This window comes from Ruegeria sp. (assembly GCF_965199275.1).
In the GTDB taxonomy this organism is placed as follows: Bacteria; Pseudomonadota; Alphaproteobacteria; order Rhodobacterales; family Rhodobacteraceae; genus Ruegeria.
Genome location: NZ_CBDAQX010000011.1, coordinates 1 through 18,133 on the forward strand (window position 1 = coordinate 1; position 18,133 = coordinate 18,133).

Annotated in this window: 22 protein-coding genes; 4 read left to right on the forward strand and 18 right to left on the reverse strand. The window is 66.4% G+C overall.

The window, feature by feature from the left end; all coding sequences use genetic code 11:
* Nucleotides 1-386 precede the first annotated feature (386 nt).
* The 3 genes from ACOERD_RS07300 (at nt 387) to ACOERD_RS07310 (ending at nt 2,596) form a co-directional block, all read left to right on the forward strand.
* Nucleotides 387-809, forward strand: a complete 423-nt coding sequence (locus ACOERD_RS07300) for a hypothetical protein (protein WP_419738550.1) — start codon at nt 387-389, stop codon at nt 807-809.
* An 18-nt stretch (nt 810-827) separates the two neighbouring features.
* Complete coding sequence (locus ACOERD_RS07305; RefSeq protein ID WP_419738551.1) at nt 828-1,265, forward strand: hypothetical protein; 438 nt, start codon at nt 828-830, stop codon at nt 1,263-1,265.
* Between the two features lie 329 nt (nt 1,266-1,594).
* Nucleotides 1,595-2,596: an Rpn family recombination-promoting nuclease/putative transposase gene (locus ACOERD_RS07310; RefSeq protein WP_419738552.1), complete on the forward strand. Its 1,002-nt coding sequence runs from the start codon at nt 1,595-1,597 to the stop codon at nt 2,594-2,596.
* An 80-nt stretch (nt 2,597-2,676) separates the two neighbouring features.
* Here ACOERD_RS07310 and ACOERD_RS07315 read toward each other — a convergent pair whose 3' ends face one another.
* Nucleotides 2,677-3,291, reverse strand: a complete 615-nt coding sequence (locus ACOERD_RS07315; RefSeq protein WP_419738553.1) for a thermonuclease family protein — start codon at nt 3,289-3,291, stop codon at nt 2,677-2,679.
* A gap of 136 nt (nt 3,292-3,427) precedes the next feature.
* Complete coding sequence (locus ACOERD_RS07320) at nt 3,428-3,643, reverse strand: hypothetical protein (protein ID WP_419738554.1); 216 nt, start codon at nt 3,641-3,643, stop codon at nt 3,428-3,430.
* 76 nt (nt 3,644-3,719) lie between these two features.
* On the opposite strand from ACOERD_RS07320, the gene ACOERD_RS07325 reads away from it, so the two are divergent.
* On the forward strand, nt 3,720-4,361 hold the full coding sequence (locus ACOERD_RS07325) for a hypothetical protein (protein ID WP_419738555.1): 642 nt from the start codon (nt 3,720-3,722) through the stop codon (nt 4,359-4,361).
* Between the two features lie 356 nt (nt 4,362-4,717).
* Here the strand turns inward: ACOERD_RS07325 and ACOERD_RS07330 are convergent, their stop codons facing one another.
* The 16 genes from ACOERD_RS07330 to ACOERD_RS07405 all read right to left on the reverse strand — a co-directional run bounded on the left by ACOERD_RS07330 (nt 4,718) and on the right by ACOERD_RS07405 (nt 17,932).
* A complete protein-coding gene (locus ACOERD_RS07330) occupies nt 4,718-5,275 on the reverse strand; it encodes a DUF2726 domain-containing protein (protein WP_419738556.1) in 558 nt (185 codons plus the stop codon).
* Nucleotides 5,272-5,904 (reverse strand): prepilin peptidase, encoded by a 633-nt coding sequence (locus ACOERD_RS07335; RefSeq protein ID WP_419738557.1) that lies wholly within the window; start codon nt 5,902-5,904, stop codon nt 5,272-5,274. Before ACOERD_RS07335 ends, ACOERD_RS07330 begins: the two co-directional genes overlap by 4 nt.
* Nucleotides 5,901-6,347: a hypothetical protein gene (locus ACOERD_RS07340; RefSeq protein ID WP_419738558.1), complete on the reverse strand. Its 447-nt coding sequence runs from the start codon at nt 6,345-6,347 to the stop codon at nt 5,901-5,903. Before ACOERD_RS07340 ends, ACOERD_RS07335 begins: the two co-directional genes overlap by 4 nt.
* A complete protein-coding gene (locus ACOERD_RS07345) occupies nt 6,344-6,751 on the reverse strand; it encodes a hypothetical protein (protein WP_419738559.1) in 408 nt (135 codons plus the stop codon). The genes ACOERD_RS07340 and ACOERD_RS07345 overlap by 4 nt, the downstream gene beginning before the upstream one ends.
* 142 nt (nt 6,752-6,893) lie before the next feature.
* Nucleotides 6,894-7,139, reverse strand: coding sequence for a hypothetical protein (locus tag ACOERD_RS07350; protein ID WP_419738560.1), 246 nt, complete (start codon nt 7,137-7,139; stop codon nt 6,894-6,896).
* 189 nt (nt 7,140-7,328) lie between these two features.
* On the reverse strand, nt 7,329-7,721 hold the full coding sequence (locus ACOERD_RS07355; protein WP_419738561.1) for a hypothetical protein: 393 nt from the start codon (nt 7,719-7,721) through the stop codon (nt 7,329-7,331).
* Nucleotides 7,721-8,824 carry a hypothetical protein gene (locus ACOERD_RS07360; RefSeq protein WP_419738562.1) on the reverse strand — a complete coding sequence of 368 codons (1,104 nt, stop codon included), beginning with the start codon at nt 8,822-8,824 and terminating at the stop codon, nt 7,721-7,723. Before ACOERD_RS07360 ends, ACOERD_RS07355 begins: the two co-directional genes overlap by 1 nt.
* Before the next feature lie 8 nt (nt 8,825-8,832).
* Nucleotides 8,833-10,119 (reverse strand): hypothetical protein, encoded by a 1,287-nt coding sequence (locus ACOERD_RS07365; RefSeq protein WP_419738563.1) that lies wholly within the window; start codon nt 10,117-10,119, stop codon nt 8,833-8,835.
* Nucleotides 10,116-10,745, reverse strand: a complete 630-nt coding sequence (locus tag ACOERD_RS07370; protein ID WP_419738564.1) for a type 4 pilus major pilin — start codon at nt 10,743-10,745, stop codon at nt 10,116-10,118. The genes ACOERD_RS07365 and ACOERD_RS07370 overlap by 4 nt, the downstream gene beginning before the upstream one ends.
* Before the next feature lie 24 nt (nt 10,746-10,769).
* Nucleotides 10,770-11,906, reverse strand: a complete 1,137-nt coding sequence (locus ACOERD_RS07375; RefSeq protein WP_419738565.1) for a hypothetical protein — start codon at nt 11,904-11,906, stop codon at nt 10,770-10,772.
* A complete protein-coding gene (locus tag ACOERD_RS07380) occupies nt 11,893-13,623 on the reverse strand; it encodes an ATPase, T2SS/T4P/T4SS family (RefSeq protein ID WP_419738566.1) in 1,731 nt (576 codons plus the stop codon). The genes ACOERD_RS07375 and ACOERD_RS07380 overlap by 14 nt, the downstream gene beginning before the upstream one ends.
* The gene (locus ACOERD_RS07385; protein WP_419738567.1) at nt 13,620-14,693 is read right to left on the reverse strand and encodes a hypothetical protein; all 1,074 of its coding nucleotides are present in this window, start codon (nt 14,691-14,693) and stop codon (nt 13,620-13,622) included. The genes ACOERD_RS07380 and ACOERD_RS07385 overlap by 4 nt, the downstream gene beginning before the upstream one ends.
* The gene (locus ACOERD_RS07390) at nt 14,690-15,337 is read right to left on the reverse strand and encodes a hypothetical protein (protein WP_419738568.1); all 648 of its coding nucleotides are present in this window, start codon (nt 15,335-15,337) and stop codon (nt 14,690-14,692) included. Before ACOERD_RS07390 ends, ACOERD_RS07385 begins: the two co-directional genes overlap by 4 nt.
* Nucleotides 15,337-16,149 (reverse strand): class I SAM-dependent methyltransferase, encoded by an 813-nt coding sequence (locus tag ACOERD_RS07395; RefSeq protein WP_419738569.1) that lies wholly within the window; start codon nt 16,147-16,149, stop codon nt 15,337-15,339. Before ACOERD_RS07395 ends, ACOERD_RS07390 begins: the two co-directional genes overlap by 1 nt.
* Nucleotides 16,146-16,874: a hypothetical protein gene (locus tag ACOERD_RS07400; RefSeq protein WP_419738570.1), complete on the reverse strand. Its 729-nt coding sequence runs from the start codon at nt 16,872-16,874 to the stop codon at nt 16,146-16,148. Before ACOERD_RS07400 ends, ACOERD_RS07395 begins: the two co-directional genes overlap by 4 nt.
* A 26-nt stretch (nt 16,875-16,900) precedes the next feature.
* Entirely contained in the window at nt 16,901-17,932 is a 1,032-nt protein-coding gene (locus ACOERD_RS07405) for an IS110 family transposase (protein ID WP_419737929.1), read from the reverse strand.
* Between the last annotated feature and the right edge of the window lie 201 nt (nt 17,933-18,133).

Sequence of the window (18,133 nt, forward strand, 5' to 3'; positions counted from 1 at the left end):
TTTCCGGTCGCATGGAAATTCGGTTGGCTGAGGGCGCGTTCGCGTCCCACCCGGCAGGGGCTTGTGAAGACAAGCGCCCGAGAGGGCCGAAGGTGAGAGATAGCGAAGGACGCCTCAATTGAACCGGAACGCGCTTCAGGCGACCGGGTCAGTCGCAGGGCCGGGCTGCACAGGGTGCACAGGGTGTCGTGAGGCACGGCCCGGCGGTTCTGTTTGGCCTGGTGATCCGTGCTCTTGTCCATCTGTGACGGGCTGTCATGCGGATGGCCTGTCCTGTCCGCTCCGGGGGCTGCGTCAGGAGGTGCGGCAGGGGTGTCGTCAGGATATGCGTCAGGGGCTGCCCGGCGCGGCGATATGCTGTATACCGGGGCCGGGGAGGTCAGCCCGTGAGCGATGACAGGACAGACCGGCACGATCCGCAAACCGCCGCCGATGCCAGTGAAGCGGGCCCGTTCGAGCAGAGCCGTGAGCCCGCAACGCGCGGCGATGTCGCGGCGGCGACCCGCTGGCTGGATGGGCGCGTGGCGGGCGCACTGGAGCAGAGGCGCGAACAGCTGGACCGGCATATCGGCGCGCAGCGGGTTACCAATGATCATCTCGTCATGATCCGCTCCGAGACGGCAAAGCTGGGCGCGGAGATGTCGAAGGGGTTTGACATGATATGCGACCAGACGCAGATGCTGCAGCGCGACATTCATGACCGGCGCGGGCGTATTCGCTGGCTGCTGGCCGTGTTGCTGGGGTTTGTGCTCGGGCTGGCCACGCCGCTTGAGCGGGTCTGGTCGCTGATCCAGGGCACAGGCGGTTGAGGGGGAGCGTGCAGAGCAATGCAAGAGGATGATGGCCTGCCTGCCCGGCCGAAGGAGGCGGGCCGGACCGCGGAGCTGCTGGATGCGGGCCTCCGGCTCGAAGAGACTATCGAAGCCCTGCGCGCGGGGTTTGACACGCTGCAGGCGGACAGTGGCGAGATCACGGAAAAGATCATGGGGGACCTGGCCGGCATTCGCGCCGAACAGATGTATCTGGCCCGGCGCATCGACAGGCTCGGCGCGGAACTGCGCGTGGAGATCCGCAAGGAACTGGCCCGCACGACCGGGGCCGGGACGCAAAGCGGGCCGGACCCGTCGCGGCGTCCCTTGCGCGGCATATTGGGGCGCGCGCTCCTCGCGCTGCTTCTGGTGTCCGGGCTCGCCTTTGCCTGGCTTGCCGGGGTGCCGGCCAGCCTCGATCTGCCGGAGGGCCTGCTGGAGTGGCTGCCGGAGTGACGGGTGGAGTGGGCACCGCATCTCAGACCCCCGGCGGTGCCCTGAGACGCACAGACGATGCCGCGCGGCCCGGACGGGCAGGCCATCCGCCCCCGCGCCGCGCCTGTGTTCGCCCCAAAGCGCACCCGAGAGAGCGCCCCGCCCCGGCCTCCGTGAGAGGGCTGTGCGCGCCCTCATGTTCAGCTGTGTTGCTTCGTGCATCGGCTCGCTCCGTTCAGGGGTTTGGGTTTGCGGGTAGGGGGGTGAGGGTCTTCCAGGTGGCAATCGGGCCTTGCGCCGCGCGGTCTCTGCGCATAGCAGGGGCAAAAGACGCGCCTGCCGGAGGACAGATGGCCGAGCTTTCCAACGCCCATGACGCGCTCATTCGCGCCGCGTTCGAGGACCCGAAGCTGGTCCGCGCCTTCCTGCGCGATCACCTGCCCAACGCAATTGCCGCGCGTCTCGACGTGTCGCGCCCGCAGAAGGTGGACGGGACGTTTGTGGATGAGGCCCTGGCCGGCAGCCAGAGTGACGCGCTCTTCCGGGTGCGCACCCGGTCCGGCCGCGCGGCCTGGTGCTATCTGCTGGTCGAGCACAAGAGCACTCCCGACACGGACCTGCCGCTGCAACTGGCCGGCTACATGATCCGGATCTGGCGCCGGCTGAGGAAGGAATACGGCCCGGCCCTGAAGGGCAGGCTCCCGGCCATCGTGCCGCTGGTGCTTTATAACGGCGAACGGCGCTGGCGCGTGCCGGACGGGCTGGGCGCGATGATCGACGCGCCGCCGGAACTGGTGTTTTTGCCCGGCGCGGCCTATATTCTGAGAAATATCGGCGAGATACCCACCGCCGCGCTGTCGCAGGACCCGGCGCTCAAAGCTGTGCTGATCGCGATGAAGCGCGAGGCGGTGCGCTATCTTGAGGATGTGGTGAACGACCTGCCAATGGGCAGTGATCTGCGCAGGCAGGTCTTCACCTATATCAGCGAGGTCTACCAGGATGTGGACCGCGACGATATCATGGCGGAACTGCGGCGCCTGGGCGCCCATGACATGGAGGCGCATATGGGAACGATCGCACAGACGATGCATGCCGAGGGCAAGGCGGTGGGCCTGGCCGAGGGCCTGGCGGTTGGCAAGGCGGAGGGGCTGGCGGTTGGTGAGGCGAAAGGCCTGGCGGTTGGCAAGGCCGAAACCCTGCTGCGCCTGCTTGAGCGCCGGTTCGGCCATGTGCCCCAAGCAATGCGTGACCGGGTTGCTGCCGCTGATGTCGATCAGCTTGATACCTGGTTCGATGCGGCGATCGATGCGCCGTCCTTGTCGGCTGTGTTTGACCCGAACACCCCGCATTGAGGTGGGTCCCGCGCGCGAGATCAGGTCAGGCTTGCTGATACATTTGCCATAAACTTCATTATGCCGCTCAAGCGTGACTCTCATCGCTGCGCCCTCCTCTCACAGCCCTCGGGCGCGGGTGAGGGCTGCGGGGCAGCCTCCCTCTCCAGCCGTGCGCCCTTGCGCCAGTCCCAGGGCGCGACAAACCGCCCGGCCCAGATCCCGCGCTGCGCGGCCTGCGCGATCTCTTCGGCCTTGACGTAATCCGGACTGTACCGACGGTAAGCCAGCGCCTGGCCGGTCTCGACCAGCCAGCGGTTCAGGTCGACCCCGTTCTGAGAGCACACCGCCACGACCCGCGTGTAGCGATGGTCGATATCCGTTTGCTCGCAGCGCACCACCCCGTCTCCGATCCGGTCTGCCAGGGCCCGCGCCGCGCAGTGCCCGCAGCGATAGAGCGCACCCTTTGCATCCGCGCAGCTCTGCCCGCTCTCGGGCGCGTCGATGCCGTGCAGCCGGATCCGCTGGCCATGTATCTCCAGCGTGTCGCCATCTGTGACCGTGGCCACGCCCTGAAGACCTGTGCCCCGCAAACCTGTCCCCTGTGCCGGGGTCGGGGCAACAAGGGCCCGCATGATCTGATCGAGCCTCTCATGTGAGGCAAACAGACCCGCGGCCATCAGGATGGCCAGGGCCAGCACAAGCCAGTCCCTCACGGTGCGCCGCCCGGTCATCGGCGGCCCCCGGGCTCTGACAGGCGGGCGTGCAAAGCAAACGCCCCCTGCCGGGTCATTGGACTGTCTGCGCCCCTGCCCCTCATCCTGCCCCCGCCCCGGCGGCGGGGTCGGGTGGTCATGGCCCGTGCCTGTTTGCGGGGACCTCCGGGGTGTGCGTGGGTGTGCGTTGGCAGATGCTTCGGTCGGGAAAGATGAACGGATCGCCGCACTGGATGGTGTTGCGCGTGAACGTGAGCGCCAGCAGCAGGAGGGTGCCGATGATGACGCCCATCCCGAATCTGGAGATGAAAATCCACAACAGCTTCAGGAGCGGTGTTCCAACGGGTTGCATAAAGGTGCCCTTTTGTGTTTGGGGTGTGTGCCTGTTTTGCCCGCACTGGCCGGGCAGCCGGGGCACATGCACATGAATGTGGGAGGGGGTATGTCTGACCCGCCCCGGCAATGTTCTGGACGAGGCACGGGGTTTTGCCCCGCGCCCCGCATTCCTTCATATTGTGATCGTCCAAAATACAAATATGAAAGGAATCACTCTGCTCTCTGGCGTTGGATTCGTCCGTTTCGCATTCAACTGGCCGCAGGACCGGGGAATGCGAAATCACCTGATCGTTTTGTGCGCAATGGAGATTGAGCACTTCGAAACGTCTGGCCGCGCCATCGGGTCCCGCTCTCTTGCCCGTGCTCTTGATTGTGAGGGTGTCACGAACAGCTTGCAGGATGCGCGATTCACACTTCGGGTCGCGCGATATATGCCATTTCTTGGTTTTAGACTGTTGGGTTTGAAGCAACTCTGGCTGGAACTCATGGGATGCAGAATTGCACTCAATGGCCGATTTCCAATGACTGGCCTTGATACGTTGCGCACCGTTGCTGGTGATCGCCTCAACATGGACCCCGTCAGGGCGGGTAAAATGACGGTTGACGACCTGTATAGAGCGTACTCTTCGGCACCGCTTATTGAACATTGGCAACACGAGCATAGACAGTTTCTTGAAGACTGCGCGCGTTCCGGAAGAAACCCGGGCTTCTTGCGTATTTTTGCTCATCGGTGAGGCGGCGTTACAGCATTTCCGGTTATCAATGAGGTCAATGGGCGGTTCTGCGCGCCCAAGGTGCCGCCGACAGCCAGCACAAACCGTCTCAAGGTTAACTGGACGTGCCATAAGGGCGTTCCGGATACCGTCGAACAGGCACGCTGTTTTCTTGTGGAACCCAGGGGCGATCATGACAGCGGTGGGGGGTGTGCAGATCATGAGCCGCCGCCTGTTACCCCCTGTTGCTGCGTGCAGGGACGCGCGGGCTTTCCGGGTCATTGGACTGTCTGCGCCCGTGCCCCTCATCCTGCAGCCGTCCCTGCGGCAGAGGTCATATGCGCCTGTCACGCTGCGGGCGGTTTTGCGCGGGCGGCTCATGGGCGTGCCTCCCGTTTGGGCAGGATCAGGTCCATGGCGCGCTCGATCGTGCGTGTGTCATACTCTGCCGGGATCGCGATCAGCGTGAGGCCCGCCTCCTCCAGCGCCGCCTTCTTCCTGCGATCACCGAGGCCCGCGCGGAGGCCCGCGCGGCTGGAGCGGCTTTTTGTGGGCCCGTTATGGCCGCGCCCCTGGTATTCGATGACGGCCACCACGTTGAAGCCCGCATCCACAACCACAAGATCGGCGCGGCGCGCATTGATGGTCAAAAACCGGGACCGGTCGCGGCAGCAGAGCATTTCGCCGTAGCACACCTGCGCCATCAACCGCAGGCCCTTTGGAAGCCGTGCCTCGATGCGGCGATAAAGCTTCGCCTCCTGCCGGTTCAGGATCGCGCGGGCCACAAAGCCCGTGTGTGCGCGCGTCGCGGCCCGCGCGGCAACCCGGCGCCGGTGCGCGAGAGCGATCCAACCTGCGCCTGAGGCGAGCAAGGCCATAAATCCCGGCAGCAGACCGGCGGGCAGGCTGTCCAGCATGTCGACCAATCCCGTCATTGCCCCCCTCCGCGCGCGGATTTACCGCGCCGCTCAAATGCCAGGCCGACCAGGACGGTAGAGGCGAGTATCGTGACGGGGAGAGCCACATCCACAAGGGCGTCCAGCACCGGTGCAAAGAGCCGTATGTCCTGCTCTGCCGGAGCCGCAAGGCGCAGCCCCAGACCCAGCGCCGCCGCAGGCATTGCGGGCAGGGCGGCGGGAAACATCGAGCGAAACAGCCGCTTGCCGCGCGCGATGCTGTAGAGGGCGGCGGTGAGGGCAGAGAAGAGACAGAGCGCGGCAAGCACCGGGACGGCCCCCTCCCGTCCCGCCACAAAGCCCAGGAAAGCCATCAGGGCAATATCCCCCCGCCCGAGCCGGGCAGGGTGCAGCCGCCGGGCTATCCATGTGGCGCCCCCGAACAGACCGGCACCCAACAGCGCGTCGGGCACTGCGGAGCGCCCGCCCGCCACAAGAAGGACCGGCACAAGGGCCAGCGTGGCAAGGCCCAGCCCTTCGAAGTGGATCTCGAAGCGCCGGCAATCGTGCCAGGCGATGCAGGCCATGGCCAAAAGCGCCACGCCCGTGCAGCAGAGCGCCATCAGCAGAACCGGGCCTTCGGCGGTATCAAGGATCGGGAGCGTCATGTCATGGGGTCCCCTTGATTGTTGCGGCGGAGGGGTTTCGGGCCGGGTGCCATGTCGGGTTTTGGGTCGGGTTTTGGGTCGGGTTTCGGGGCATCGCGCCGCGCGGCCTCAAAGCCCTGCACGCGCAGCGTGAGCGCGGTGCTGATCTGTGTGCTCTTGCAGCCCAGCCGGTCCGCGGCCACCTTGCGGCGCGCGCGCGGGGCCAGGCGCATGAGGTCGGAGAGCGCGCGATGGACCCGGGCCGGATCAAGCCCGGCCATCTGGCAGACCGTGCGGAAATCCCGCCCCGGCCAGGCCCCCACCCATCGCTCGGCCTCTTGCCGCGCGCGGGCGCGGGCGTCAGAGGCGCAAAGATCGCGCACCACCGCAAAGAGCACCGCCACCCACACCATCCGGCAGGAGGTCTCTTCGATATGGGGCAAGGATATGCGCGTGTGGATCATGGCGTCTCTCCCGGTCCATCCGGTGCGGTGTCTTCGGCGGCCCGCAACCGGTTTGCCAGTTCCGCCGACCATGCGGGCGGGCGGATCAGCTCGTCCAGCAGCAGGCCCAGAATCGATGCGGGTTTCTCTGCGCCGGTGCGCAGATCGAACGCGCGGCTCATCGAGCGGGCGAGGCTTGCTGCCGTCACGCCCTCATGCTGGAGCATGACCGACAGCGCGATACACAGATCCGAGACCAGCGCCTCCATATCCGAGCCCGAGCGGTAGCCGCTATCGTAGAAGATCTCGAGTGGCGTCATGTGATCGGCCCCATAACCGATGGTGACGAAAATCGTCTTTCCCGCCCATGTCAGCTTGCGGGTCTCGCCGGGGCGGCGGTCTGGCAGGGGAATGCGGTCCGTCATGGCTGCCTCCCGCGTCGAATTGTGGCGCGGCCAAACCACCGTCGTGGCCTGACCGCGCTGTCCTCCATACTGAAGTTTCCAACAAACAGGAGGAGGAAACTGCTATGGCGTGTGGTCCTGCGCGCCGCGCCGGGGGCGGTCTTCAGCGCCGCGCGAACCCGAGCACCAGCCTCTGGAAGTGGCGCGTGACATCGCGGCGGCTGGCCGTGGTGCGCAGGATGAACCCCTGCACCGGGTCCGTGTCGCGCCGCCAGGTGCAGAGCGCACGATCGCCATCCCGGCCGTCGCCGCCATCCCATGTGATCGAGACGTGCCAGACATGGCCGCCGATCTTGCGGGTCTGCCGCCATGTGGGTGCGTCGGGGGCGTGTTGTGCTGTCCGTGCCATCCTGTCCTGCGGCCCGTGCCGGGGAAATCTCTGCACTGCGACCATAGCACAGAACCGCCGCGCGCGGATCCACCGTCAGGCCGGGCTGTGCCCTGGTCTCCGCCCGTGTCTCTGCCATGCTCCTGCCCATCCTCTTCTGCCCGCGCCTGACGGGGCGTGCAAAGCGGGCCTGGTGCTGCACGGTGCTCATCATTGCACACCCCCGTTGGTGTCGCGGTTGTCGTTGGTCTCTCCTGCGCTCTCGTCGCTTTGCTCCGGCACAAACAGGGCCGTCATCCTGTCGCAGACGGGGGCCATCACGCTGGCGCGGCAGTCGGAGAGGGGCAGGCGCTGGCGCAGGGCTTCGGCAGGGTCGGTGCGGGCGATGCGGATGAGGGTTTCCGCCCGGCGGTTGAAGCGCTCGAGGGTTTCGATGTCCTGCCGGAGGGTCTCGGTTGCGGCACCAATCAGAGTCTGCAGACGCAGGGGCGCAGGGGTGTCATGGCCTTGCCCGTCCGGCGTTTGCGGGCCCTGTGCCGCCAGGCCGGAGGCCAGGACTAGACCGGGCAGTGCGGCGCAGGGATATGCCAGGGACCACCGCATTACTGGCACCCGGTACATGTGCTGACCGTTACGTCATTTGCGGAGAGCGTGCCGAACTGTTCCCATGTGCCGCCCGAAAGCCGTTCGACAGTAAGGGCGCGTGCGGTGATCTCATCCGCGCGCGCAGCCCCGAACCGCGCGGTCCCGGACACAACCAGGTCCCCATCGAAGGTGAGGTCGCCCCCGGCCAGTTCCCCCACGACCCGCAAATCCCCCTCGACGGTCAGATCATCTCCGATCGTCACGGTTTTGCTGAATGTGCTGGCCTCAAGGACAGTGAGGTCTTCGAGTTCGGTGTCCCCGGTCACGTCCATTTTGCCGGAAACCACCAGCTTTTCTGCGCCCTCAACGGTGATGGGCGCGCCCGGAGCGCGCGCCTGGAGCGTTTCAAGCCGTATTGTGCCGGCCCTGATCTCATCGGCTCCGGTGATGTCATTGCCGCCCATATCCAGATCGACCGCCATGGTGTTGGCATCGGGGCACCCGCTCACCGCTTCACGGTAGAGGTAGCTCTGGCAGGGGGCGTTGAGCCAGATCTGATCCAGCGCGAAGAGATCCCCGTTTTGCGCATAGCCCGGGGGCAGGGTGACATGCGCGAAGTCGAAGGCCAGGCCGGGGCCCTTGAGATCGGTTTCGTCATCAAGCAGGACGCCCACACCGGGCACGCCGGTTGCCGCAAAGGGCACGCGGTCGGGGCGATGTGTCTGCGCCCGTGCCCGGACCAGCACGAGGACGCGGTCATTCGCCTGGCGCAAAAGCCGTATGTCGATCTGGCGGCGCGCGGGTGTGGCCGTGTTTGCCGCCCGGGACCACAGATCGGCATCGATCAGGGTGCGGAATGTGACGGGTTGCAACGTATCGACCGGTGCGCTGCGGATCGCATGGCTCACATCCTCTTCCACGAGGCGCCGAGCCGCCTGCGCCACGCCGGCCAGCATGCGGACCTCGCCCGTCATGACCCTGTCATCCACCCAGCGGGTGGTGGCCTGGCTGCCCCAGAGCGCGAGCACGCAGAGAAGGGCCACGGCCAGCATGGTGTCGACAAGACCGAGACCCCGGCGCGCGCGGCGCGCCCTGGCGGGACAGGTGCATTGAGCTGTCATTGGTGCTGTCATTGGTAGAGCCACCTGCATGTTGCGCATCTGAACCGGCCGCGTGGTGTCGGTGTCACCACCAGCCGGCCGCGATCTGCGTCGGTGAGCGTGTCGAAGACGGCGGTGCCGGTGATCCTCCCGGGGCCCGTGAGATCGAGCGCGCCCGCGCGCCCGTCCCCGAAGATGGTCAGCCCGCCTGACCAGTCGGGCACACCCTGCCCGCCTGTGAGATCGAGCGTGCCGGCCGCATCGGTGCCGCTCTCCCCGCAGCCCGCGTCGCGGGGATTTTTGCAGACCAGTATTTTCGGCCGTGTCGGTGCCGTGACACTGGTTGCACCTTTGCGCACATCCATCGTTTTTGCCTCAACCTTCACACCGGATGCAAGGCCCGGGCCTTGCGCGAATATGGCCTCTTCATGGACACGCAGCGCCGAGCGGCTTGTGAACAGCCCATCGACCAGAAGCGCCGCTGCCACCCGGATATCCCCGGCAACGGTCACATCACCCCCGTCCGGGAACGGGCCCAGATGATCGGCCGCAAGCGTGTCCGCCCGGATCGCGGCACCGGGCGCAAGGGTCATGGTGCAACCCGGCATGCCGGGGCACCCGCCCATATCGAGATCATGTGCCATGACAGGGGGCGCAAAGCCCGCGCGGCGCGTCCGCAGCACGCCACCGCGATCGATGCGCGCGAAGTGGAACGCATCCATCTCCATCGCGCAGCTCCCGGGTGATGATGTGCAATCCGCACCCGCCGGGAATGTGCCGGGCAGCCGCCCTTCGAGCGCGTCGCGCAGGGCGGGCCACCAGGGTGCAGCGCGCATCGCCTGATCCGGGACCAGTCGCAGAACCGCCCGGCCCGGTATCCTGTCCTGTGAGGACGGGGCCAGGTGATGGGAGATGGTCCATCCCCGCAAGGGCGTGACCGGGCCTGTGCCCGCATGGCGCCAGCCCTGCACCGCCCCATGCGCTGCGAGCGCGGCCCGCTCGGCCCCGCTCAGGGCGCGGGCGGTATGGATCACAACATCTTCGAAACCCGCGCTCCGAAGCCGGGCGTGCCATGCCCCGTGCCACCAATGATGCAGCGCATAGCCTTCCGCCTCCACGGCAACGGAGAGCGTCCGGGCATAGCCGTCGATCCGGTCCCGGGCCCCGGCGATCTGCCAGGACAGGATCGTCGCGGTCAGGCCGGCCGCAAGCATCATGACCATCGACAGGGCGGCAAAGCCCCGGCGGGACCGCCCCGAACAGACCCGCACAGGACAGGCCCGCACCGGACCCGGATATGCAGCGCCCTGCCTCATCCCCGGAAGACGATCCCGACGCCATCATTGTCACCGCCGTCGCAGTTGGTCTCGATTGCCTCGCGGTTTTCGACCGCCGTGCCCGGTGCCGTGTCCCCCACATGCACCGAGACCACGGATGAGCGGTTGAGAAAGGATTCCGCGAGGGTGATGCAGGTGTCCCGCGGCAGCTCCGCAACATGTATCCAGAACCGGTTGGGGCTGTCTTCGGCGGTCCCGACTGTTGTGCCACCACCCGCTTCGATCTCCCCGCCCCAGGGTGTGATGATCTCTTCATCGCCGTCGTCCCCGCGCTGCAGGTTTTCCGGCATGCGCGGTGCCAGGAAGTCGTGGTAGGCCTCATCGCTGTATTCCGGCGCATTGGCAAAGGAGCGGCGGATTTCCGATTCCAGGCTTGTCAGGCCGGTCTGCACGGTCTGGGTGCGGATGGAGCTGTTTATCGAGGTGTAGATGCCGATCAGGAAGACCAGCGCAATCGCAACGATGGCCACCGTGAGCAGGACGTTCGCCAGCCCGCGCCGGGCCCTGCGCGGCCAGGGACGTCCTGAGCCCTGCCGCGCGCCCTGACGCGGCCCCTGTTTGTCCGCCCCGGACCTGAACGGTGCCTGCATGTCCACTTGTGTCATTGCTGTAATCCTTTTGATGCGGGGCTAGACGCCGCCGATTTGCTGGTTGATCTGATCGACGATGGGCAGGGCGATGGACATGAGGCCCAGAAGCGTGGCGGCCACGGCGATCATCAGGATCACGTTCAGCGCCGCCATGCGGGCCTTGACGGTGGCTTCGATGCGCAGGAGCCGCCGTTCCACGAACGCCCCGGCCATCTCGATGCCGTTCTCGCGGTTCCACAGCGCATTCAGCACCACCGAGACGTCGTCGCCCGGAAACCCCAGCCCCGCCAGAAGCGCTGCCTCGCCCAGGTTGCCATCGCGCGCGCGGGTGAGATGGGCAGAGACCGCGCGGATGCGGGAGGCCTCGTAGGGGCCTGTTGCCTGCGCCATGCGCTCCAGCAACCCGGTGGTCACAGGCTCGCCCATGCGCGCATATTCGATGACGGCGAACAGAAATCCCGTTCCCGCCTGAAGCCGCAGGATCGAAAACGGCGGCACCCGGTCGAGCCAGACCCGGCCCGGGCCCGTCCAGTAGCGCAGCGCCAGCGCGATGGCGACAGCGCCCAGAGCGCCCCAGAGCGCCAGCAGGGCCGGGTTGGACGAAAACGCCAGCGTGGCCCGCATGATCCAGGCCTGCACGCCCCCGATCCTGCCCGGGTCGATCACCTCTTCCAGCGCGGGCAGCAGTTCCAGCCCGAAAAACAGCACGATGCCGATCAGGCCGAAGCCGAGCAGCACCGGCAGGGCAATCGCGTCGGTGAAGGCCTTGCGCAAGGCCATCCGGTTGCGCATCAGGCGCGCGGCCGCGCCGAAGACGGCGCCTGCCTCGAGCCGCCCCAGCCCCTCAAGGATCAACCGCTCCGGGCCGCTGACATAAAAGGCCAGCCGCGCGGCGGTATCGGCGGTGAACTCCCCGGCGCGCATCTCCTCCAGAACACCGGCCAGGGCAGGCTGGCGCGTGCGCCGCATCCCCTCGCGCACGGTGTCCAGCGCCTCGGTGAGCGGCAGGCCGCTGCCCAGGATATCGGACAGCAACTGCCAGAGCTCGGCCCGTGTGCCCATGCCCATCGCCAGCCTGCGCCGGAGCCTCACCAGCGGGCCCGCCAGATGACCCGCCAGATGACCCGGATGACGGCCCGTAAAGGGCGCTGTGGAAAACAGGTTACGCCGCCGCATCCGAGCCGCCTCCGTCCTGATCGAAGGTCAGTTCAAGAGGGCTGTCCGGCAGGCGGTCATTGGTGACCCATTCATAATCCGCAATCCCCTGGGCCACGAGACGCCGGAGCCGGATCTCGAGGGGAATGCCGCCCATGCCGCCCTGCGCTTTCGGACACAGCCAGTGCGCCCGGGCGCCCAACGGGTCCTGCGCGTCGACGAAGCGGCGATATGTATCATCGAGATGGATGAACTCCGCGGTGGCGCGGCGCCCGCGATACCCGGCCCAGGCTTTGCGCGCGGTCTCCCGCGCCGCAGATGTCAGATGGTCCCGGCCCACATCGCACTGCGCACAGCCCTTGAGGTTGCGGCGCAGCAGGGTTGTGCCCTCCCCTGTGCTTTCCCCTGTGTCCGTCCCTGTGCTTTCCCATGCGGTCCCGGGCCGGTCCAGCGCCCCGAGCCAGTCCCTGACCTTCGCAAGCGCGGGCCCTGTCAGGGGTGTGGCGCAGGCGCGGCACAGCGTGGGGACGAGCTTCTGGCGCAGGACGAGATTGACCACGTCCGGGCCGGACAGCTCACCGGGCGTCACCCCGAGGCTGATCAGGCGGAACAGCACCGCATTGGCGGAGGCGGCATGCACCGAGGTATAGATCTTGTGCCCCGATATGACGAATTGCAGCACCTCCTCCACATCGTCCTTGCTGCGGATCTCCGAGACCATGCCGATATCGGGATTGATGCGCACGAAGGTCAGCAGCATTTTGGTGAACTCCGCCCTGCGGCTCTCCGGGGTCTTGCCGCCGCTTGTGGGGAACTGGGCGATGCCTTTCTGGTCCATCGGGTATTCGATGGGGTCTTCGATCGTATAGATGGAAACCTGACCATCGCGTTCGGCGTAAAGCCGTTCGAGATTGCGCATGAGCGTGGTGGATTTGCCATCGCCGGTGGACCCGCCCACGATGACCAGCCCGTTTTCCGAGCGGCGTTCGTCTTCCAGCACGTCGAGCACATCCTGTTCCAGCCCGAGCGCCCCGATATCGCCGAAGGTCTCGGGGCCCTGCCGGTAGATCAGGCGCAGGGTGAGGAAGATCTGTGTGTCCCCGTGCCAGCCGATCTGCCCGCGCAGCGCCACCAGCCCCTCCGGCAGCGCCAGCCTGCCGCTCTGTCCGATCGAGAAGGCCGCCGGTGCGCCCTTGACCAGGGAGGGATCACTGCTGCCGGTGTCGCGGTAATTGTAGATCCATGTGATGGCATCGCCCAGATCCCGCGCGGTCCATTCGGGCCCATGGGTGAACTCCCCCGCGCCGAGTTTCAGGCGCAGATCGCCATGGGTGATCCGGTCGATCAGCTTGATATCGGACGCCCCCAGGGCCACGGCATCCACAATGGTCCGGCGCAACCGGGCGGCCCCGCCCGTATCCTCATAGCGGGCTGTCTCTTGTCCGTCCTGCCCGTAGAGCGCGGCAATCTCCGCGAGCGACGCGGGACGTGTGCCCGTCTCGGGCGGCAGGTCATGGCGGCGGCGCAGATCGGCCAGTTCGGCGCTGATCGCGGCGGTGTTATAGGTCTTTACCAGGCAGACGGTTCCGTCTTCGAGAAGCGCGCAGGCCTTGCGGAACCCCTCCGAGCCGATGTCAAACGCGCCGCCGGGGGTCAGGTCGGGCGTGATCTGCGGCCAGAACCAGCCATCGATCACCGACCGCACCCGGGTTGCAAAATTCCGCGGATATGTCGTCATGGGGTGTTCACCTCAATTCGTGTGATCGTGAACTCCCATGCCAATGTGCCGGGCGCGCTCACATCGCCGCTGCGGGACCAGTCCAGGGCCTTCGGGGCGCCGGGGCGTGCGGGCTCCGTGATCGTCACAGCGTCGCTGCTGATGCTGTGGATGCGCGCGCCATCGGAAAGCGTATCCCCGACCCCGACGGTGAAAGGCCCGTCCCGGCTGGTCTGCCATTTGATGCGCGGCGGATCGTCGGGTCCGTCGCCGGGCAGGGTGACGGCAAACCGGGTCTCGCCGGTGATCTGCGCCCGCCAGGGCCCCTCCGCGGCGCGCGCCACATAGTCCACGGCCCAGGCGGTGGTCGCCTCCGCGCCTGCCGTTATGTCCGGATCCCCCCGGTCTTTGTCCGGCGCGGGTGCGGCGCTGTCGATGTTCTGCCCGGCGGGTGGTGTCGCGGCATCCGGGTCCGCGCCTGCCGTTATGTCCGGGTCGGCTTGTGGTGTCGCGGCAGGGTCTGGCCGGGCGCGGATCGAGGGACCGGGGGGGCCGGCCTCTGCGGCCTCCAGCCGGGCCTGAAGCTGTTCCTCTTCCGCCAGCCGGGTTCTGGCCGCCTCTGCCGCGGCGCTGAGCTGGTCGCGCAGCGCCTCATTGTCCGGGCTTTCGGCCAGCCGGGCCAGCCGCTCTTCCAGCATCTCCACCCGCCGGCGCAGTTCGGCCAGGCGCGGGGTGTCGTTCGGAAGGTCGTTCGGGGCCGGGCCGGAGGCGGGCGGCGCCTCTGCCGGGTCGGGGGGGTCGAGGATCGCAAGATGCGCCCCCACCTGCGCGCGCAATGTCATGAGCCGGTCGATCCGTTCCAGCCGGTCGGTGCACAGATCGAGGACTTCCTGCTCGATCGCCACCGCCGTTCCCGCATCCAGTTCCCCCCAGGCCGCACGCAGGAGCTCCACCGGACATTCGCCCAGCACGGCCTGCGGGCTGGCCGGCTCATGCGCCCCGAGCGGGCCCGATTGCGCCAGCACCGGCGGGCTCAGAAGCAGGGAGGCAAGGGCCAGTATTGGCCGGGTGATATGGCGTCTGTCGATCATGACGGGTCTCCGAGCGCGTCCCGTATCTCCTGCCAGAAGAGGGTACTGGCCTGGCCGTCGGGATGGATGAGCGTGATGTGATCGCCGAGGCTTTCCCACAGGATCTGTTCCCCCTCCGGCGCGTCCGGCACCCTGACGACACCGGCGGGTCTGCCGGGCAGGAACCGCGCCCCTGCCGGCAGGCCACCAACCGGCCGATGCAGGGGCCGGGACAGCAACCGGTCATGAAACCTGGCAAGCGGATGCGGCCGCTCCTGCACCTCAAGGACCGGCAGGGGCGCGGGCGCAACCCATGTCGCGATCCCGCCATCCTCCCAGCGCAGCGCGATGAGCGCCCCGCCGCCGGCCAGCGTGCGGCTGATCAGACCGGTGCGCAGGACCTCCGCATCCGCCTCCGGCCCGTCCAGGTGCCAGACCTGCCCCAGCGGGGTGTAGAAGATGACCCAGGCCGGGTCATCGCCCGTGTGGATTTCCATCACATGACCGCTCTGGCCCACCAGCCTGCGTTCGATCGCCTCGAGCCAGGCCTGCGGCGTTCCCGGACCCGGTGGCGGGTCTGCGCGCGCCGCGCCGGAGAGGCCAGGCACAAGGGTCAGGCCAGGCGCAAGGGTCAGACAGGTCGCGACGGATAGGGCCCGCATCATCAGGCCTCCCCCGCGATGGCGTCTTTACGGCCCGAGACCGCGCAGCCCGAAACCCTGCGCCCCGTGAACAGGAGCGCCTTGCGGTTCCAGTTCGCCCGCCGGTGGCCCGGTGGCGGGTAATGCAGCGTGGTGCAGTCGGTGAAGGCGGCGCTGAGCCGGTCCCTGATCAAGTCTGCATGGGGCGCGATGCAGTTTGCAAACCGCGCCCCGCTCCAGGGTTCCGTGTAGCTCCAGATGAGGGCATCGATATCGAGATCACCGCCCATGAGGACGGGCGTGTGGCGGGCCTGTCTGTCGAAGAGATCGAGCGGGTCGCAGAGGCCCAGCAGCAGCGTTCCGCCCGGCGCGACCTGGTTAACCGCGGCAAAGAGAAACCGGAACACCTCCTCCAGGCTGTCCTGGTGGATGTAGCCATACCAGAAAGACGTCACCAGATCATGGGCGGGTTGCGGCGGCAGGTCGCGCACATCCTGTTCGATCAACCGCACCCGCGCCGGCCCTGCCCGCTGCCGTGCCACATCCAGCATGGCCCCGGCGCGATCCACGCCGACCCGCAGGATCGGTCTGTGCGTCCGCACGGCGCGCAGATGCGGCGCCGTCCCGCAGGCCAGATCACACCACCCGCTCACAGCCCGGTCCCGGATGATCCGCTCCACGGTCCCGCATTCGAAGCGGAAATGCGGCTGACTGATCTGCGACAGATTGTAATGGCGGTCGTGACCCTGCGCATAGGCGCGCTCGTCATAGGGCCAGCGCCCTGTGTTCGCCCGCCCCGGTGCCGCGCCCCCCGCTCTCTGCTCTCCTGCGGTCATTCGATCGGTTCCACCGGGTTCGGGGTGATCAGGTCGGGCCGCAGGATGCGCTGGCCGCGATCCTGGGCAATCAACTCGGGGTACGTGATCGCCGTCTGCTTTTCGTTCACGCCGGTGCCAAGCGCGGCGGCGGAGGGGAAAGCGGGGCAAAGCGTGTAGACCATGCGCGGCAGGTTTTTCTGGACATGCCCGACATTCCAGGCCCACCAATGGCGCTTCCAGTTCGTATACCAGATGATCTCGCCGGTTGCACCGTCATAGAGCGGGCTGAGGCCCCAGCCTTTGGTGCCAAAAGCAGGGTCCAACAAGGGCGTCAGTCCGCCGCTGGCCTTTACCTTGGTAGCGGCCCATGGTTGATCGGTGCCGTCCTCCGATGGACCTCCTTGTTGCTTGCCGCCGCGTGCGCACCAGATGTAGCGCCCGTTTGCACCGATCCAGATGATTTTTATCGCATGATGGGGCGCGCCTTTCTTCCAATTTGCAACAGGGGCCCGGCCTTGATCGACGACTATAACGGTGTTGCCGAAGAGCGCGTGGTAGTCTTCTGCCCGCACATTGCCCGGTGGGGTCTTGTACTTGGGTGGACGGCCATTGTTGCGGAAAAACCACGGATCGAGCTGCGCGCGCGCCTCAACCACCGTCGTGGGGATTTTATCCCGTGCAAAAGCGGGCTGGACCAGCAGCAAGGCCAGTCCCAGGCCGATCATGCTCACGATCTGTGTCATAGGGTTTCCTCCTCCTATGATGATTGTCAAGCAGGGCATTGATTTTGTTTGATTTTAAATTCGGCAAAATCGTCGAAGACCCAGCCGTTCTTGAGCGTGTCATAGATGATCTTGAGCAGCTTGCGGGCCGTGGCTATGATCGCCTTGCCCGCGCCACGGCGTTCCTTGATGCGCCGATAATAACTGTTGAGATATCCCGAATAGCGGATCGCGATGAGCGTACATTGCACCAGCGTGGTGCGCATGAGCTTGTTGCCGCGCTTCGTGATCCGCCCGTGATGTTCGGTTTCGTTCGAGTTACTCACCTTGGGCACGATGCCGACATAGGCGGCCAGCTTGTCCGCGTCGGAGAAGTCTTCAACCCTGCCGATCCCCGCCAGCAGGACCGCGGCAGATCGCGCACCGATCCCCTTGATGCTGGTGAGCCACTCAAAGCCTTTCATGGCCGAGGCGGCCTCCTCGATGGCCTTGTCGATACGGTTCAGGGTCTCGGTCAGGCCGAGCGCCTGGTCCCGCAATGCCGCCAGTTCGACCTGCTCAAGCGGTGTGAAGCGGCTGAGATCCAGGTCGCGCAGGCGCTTCTTGCTGGACAACCCTTCCTTCTTCAGCTTCATGCCGTGACGGACAAACATCGCGTGGATGCCGTTCAGCAGCATGGTGCGCTGTTTGACCAGCATGTCACGCGTCCGGGTCAGCGAGGCCAGTTCGCTTTCCTGAGTGGACTTGAGCCGGGTTTCCGGCAGCATGTCCTTCGACAGGAAGAAGGCCAAAGCGCGCGCATCGTTCTTGTCGGTCTTTTTCACCGATGTGCGGATCACTTTAAACTGGCGCGGGTTGACCACAACGATCCGGCCGACACAGGGTTCCACCTCACCGCAGAACCAGGCCGTGTTGCCGGTGGCCTCGACCGCCAGTTCGTCATCCGCATCAAGGCTCTGACAGAACCGCTCAAGCGCCTGCGCGGACAGATGAAAGGTTTGGAATGTTTCCGATCCGTCCGTCTCACGCCGACAGATCGTGAAGGAATTCGTATGAAGATCGACACCTATGTAAGCCATGGCTATACTCCCTGCTCAAGGAGGCGGAGCCCCCAATGGGGCGTGAACGGCCAAACCAAGCTCCTATGCAGGATCACCGGCCAAAACCGGGCCCTATGGGGGCTGTTCGGAAACAGGCGAAAGCTAAGCTCCTCAACAGGGTCACAATGCCCTAAGACACAATTCAGCCTGAGACCTATCCGCCTCCCCGAATCCTCTAAC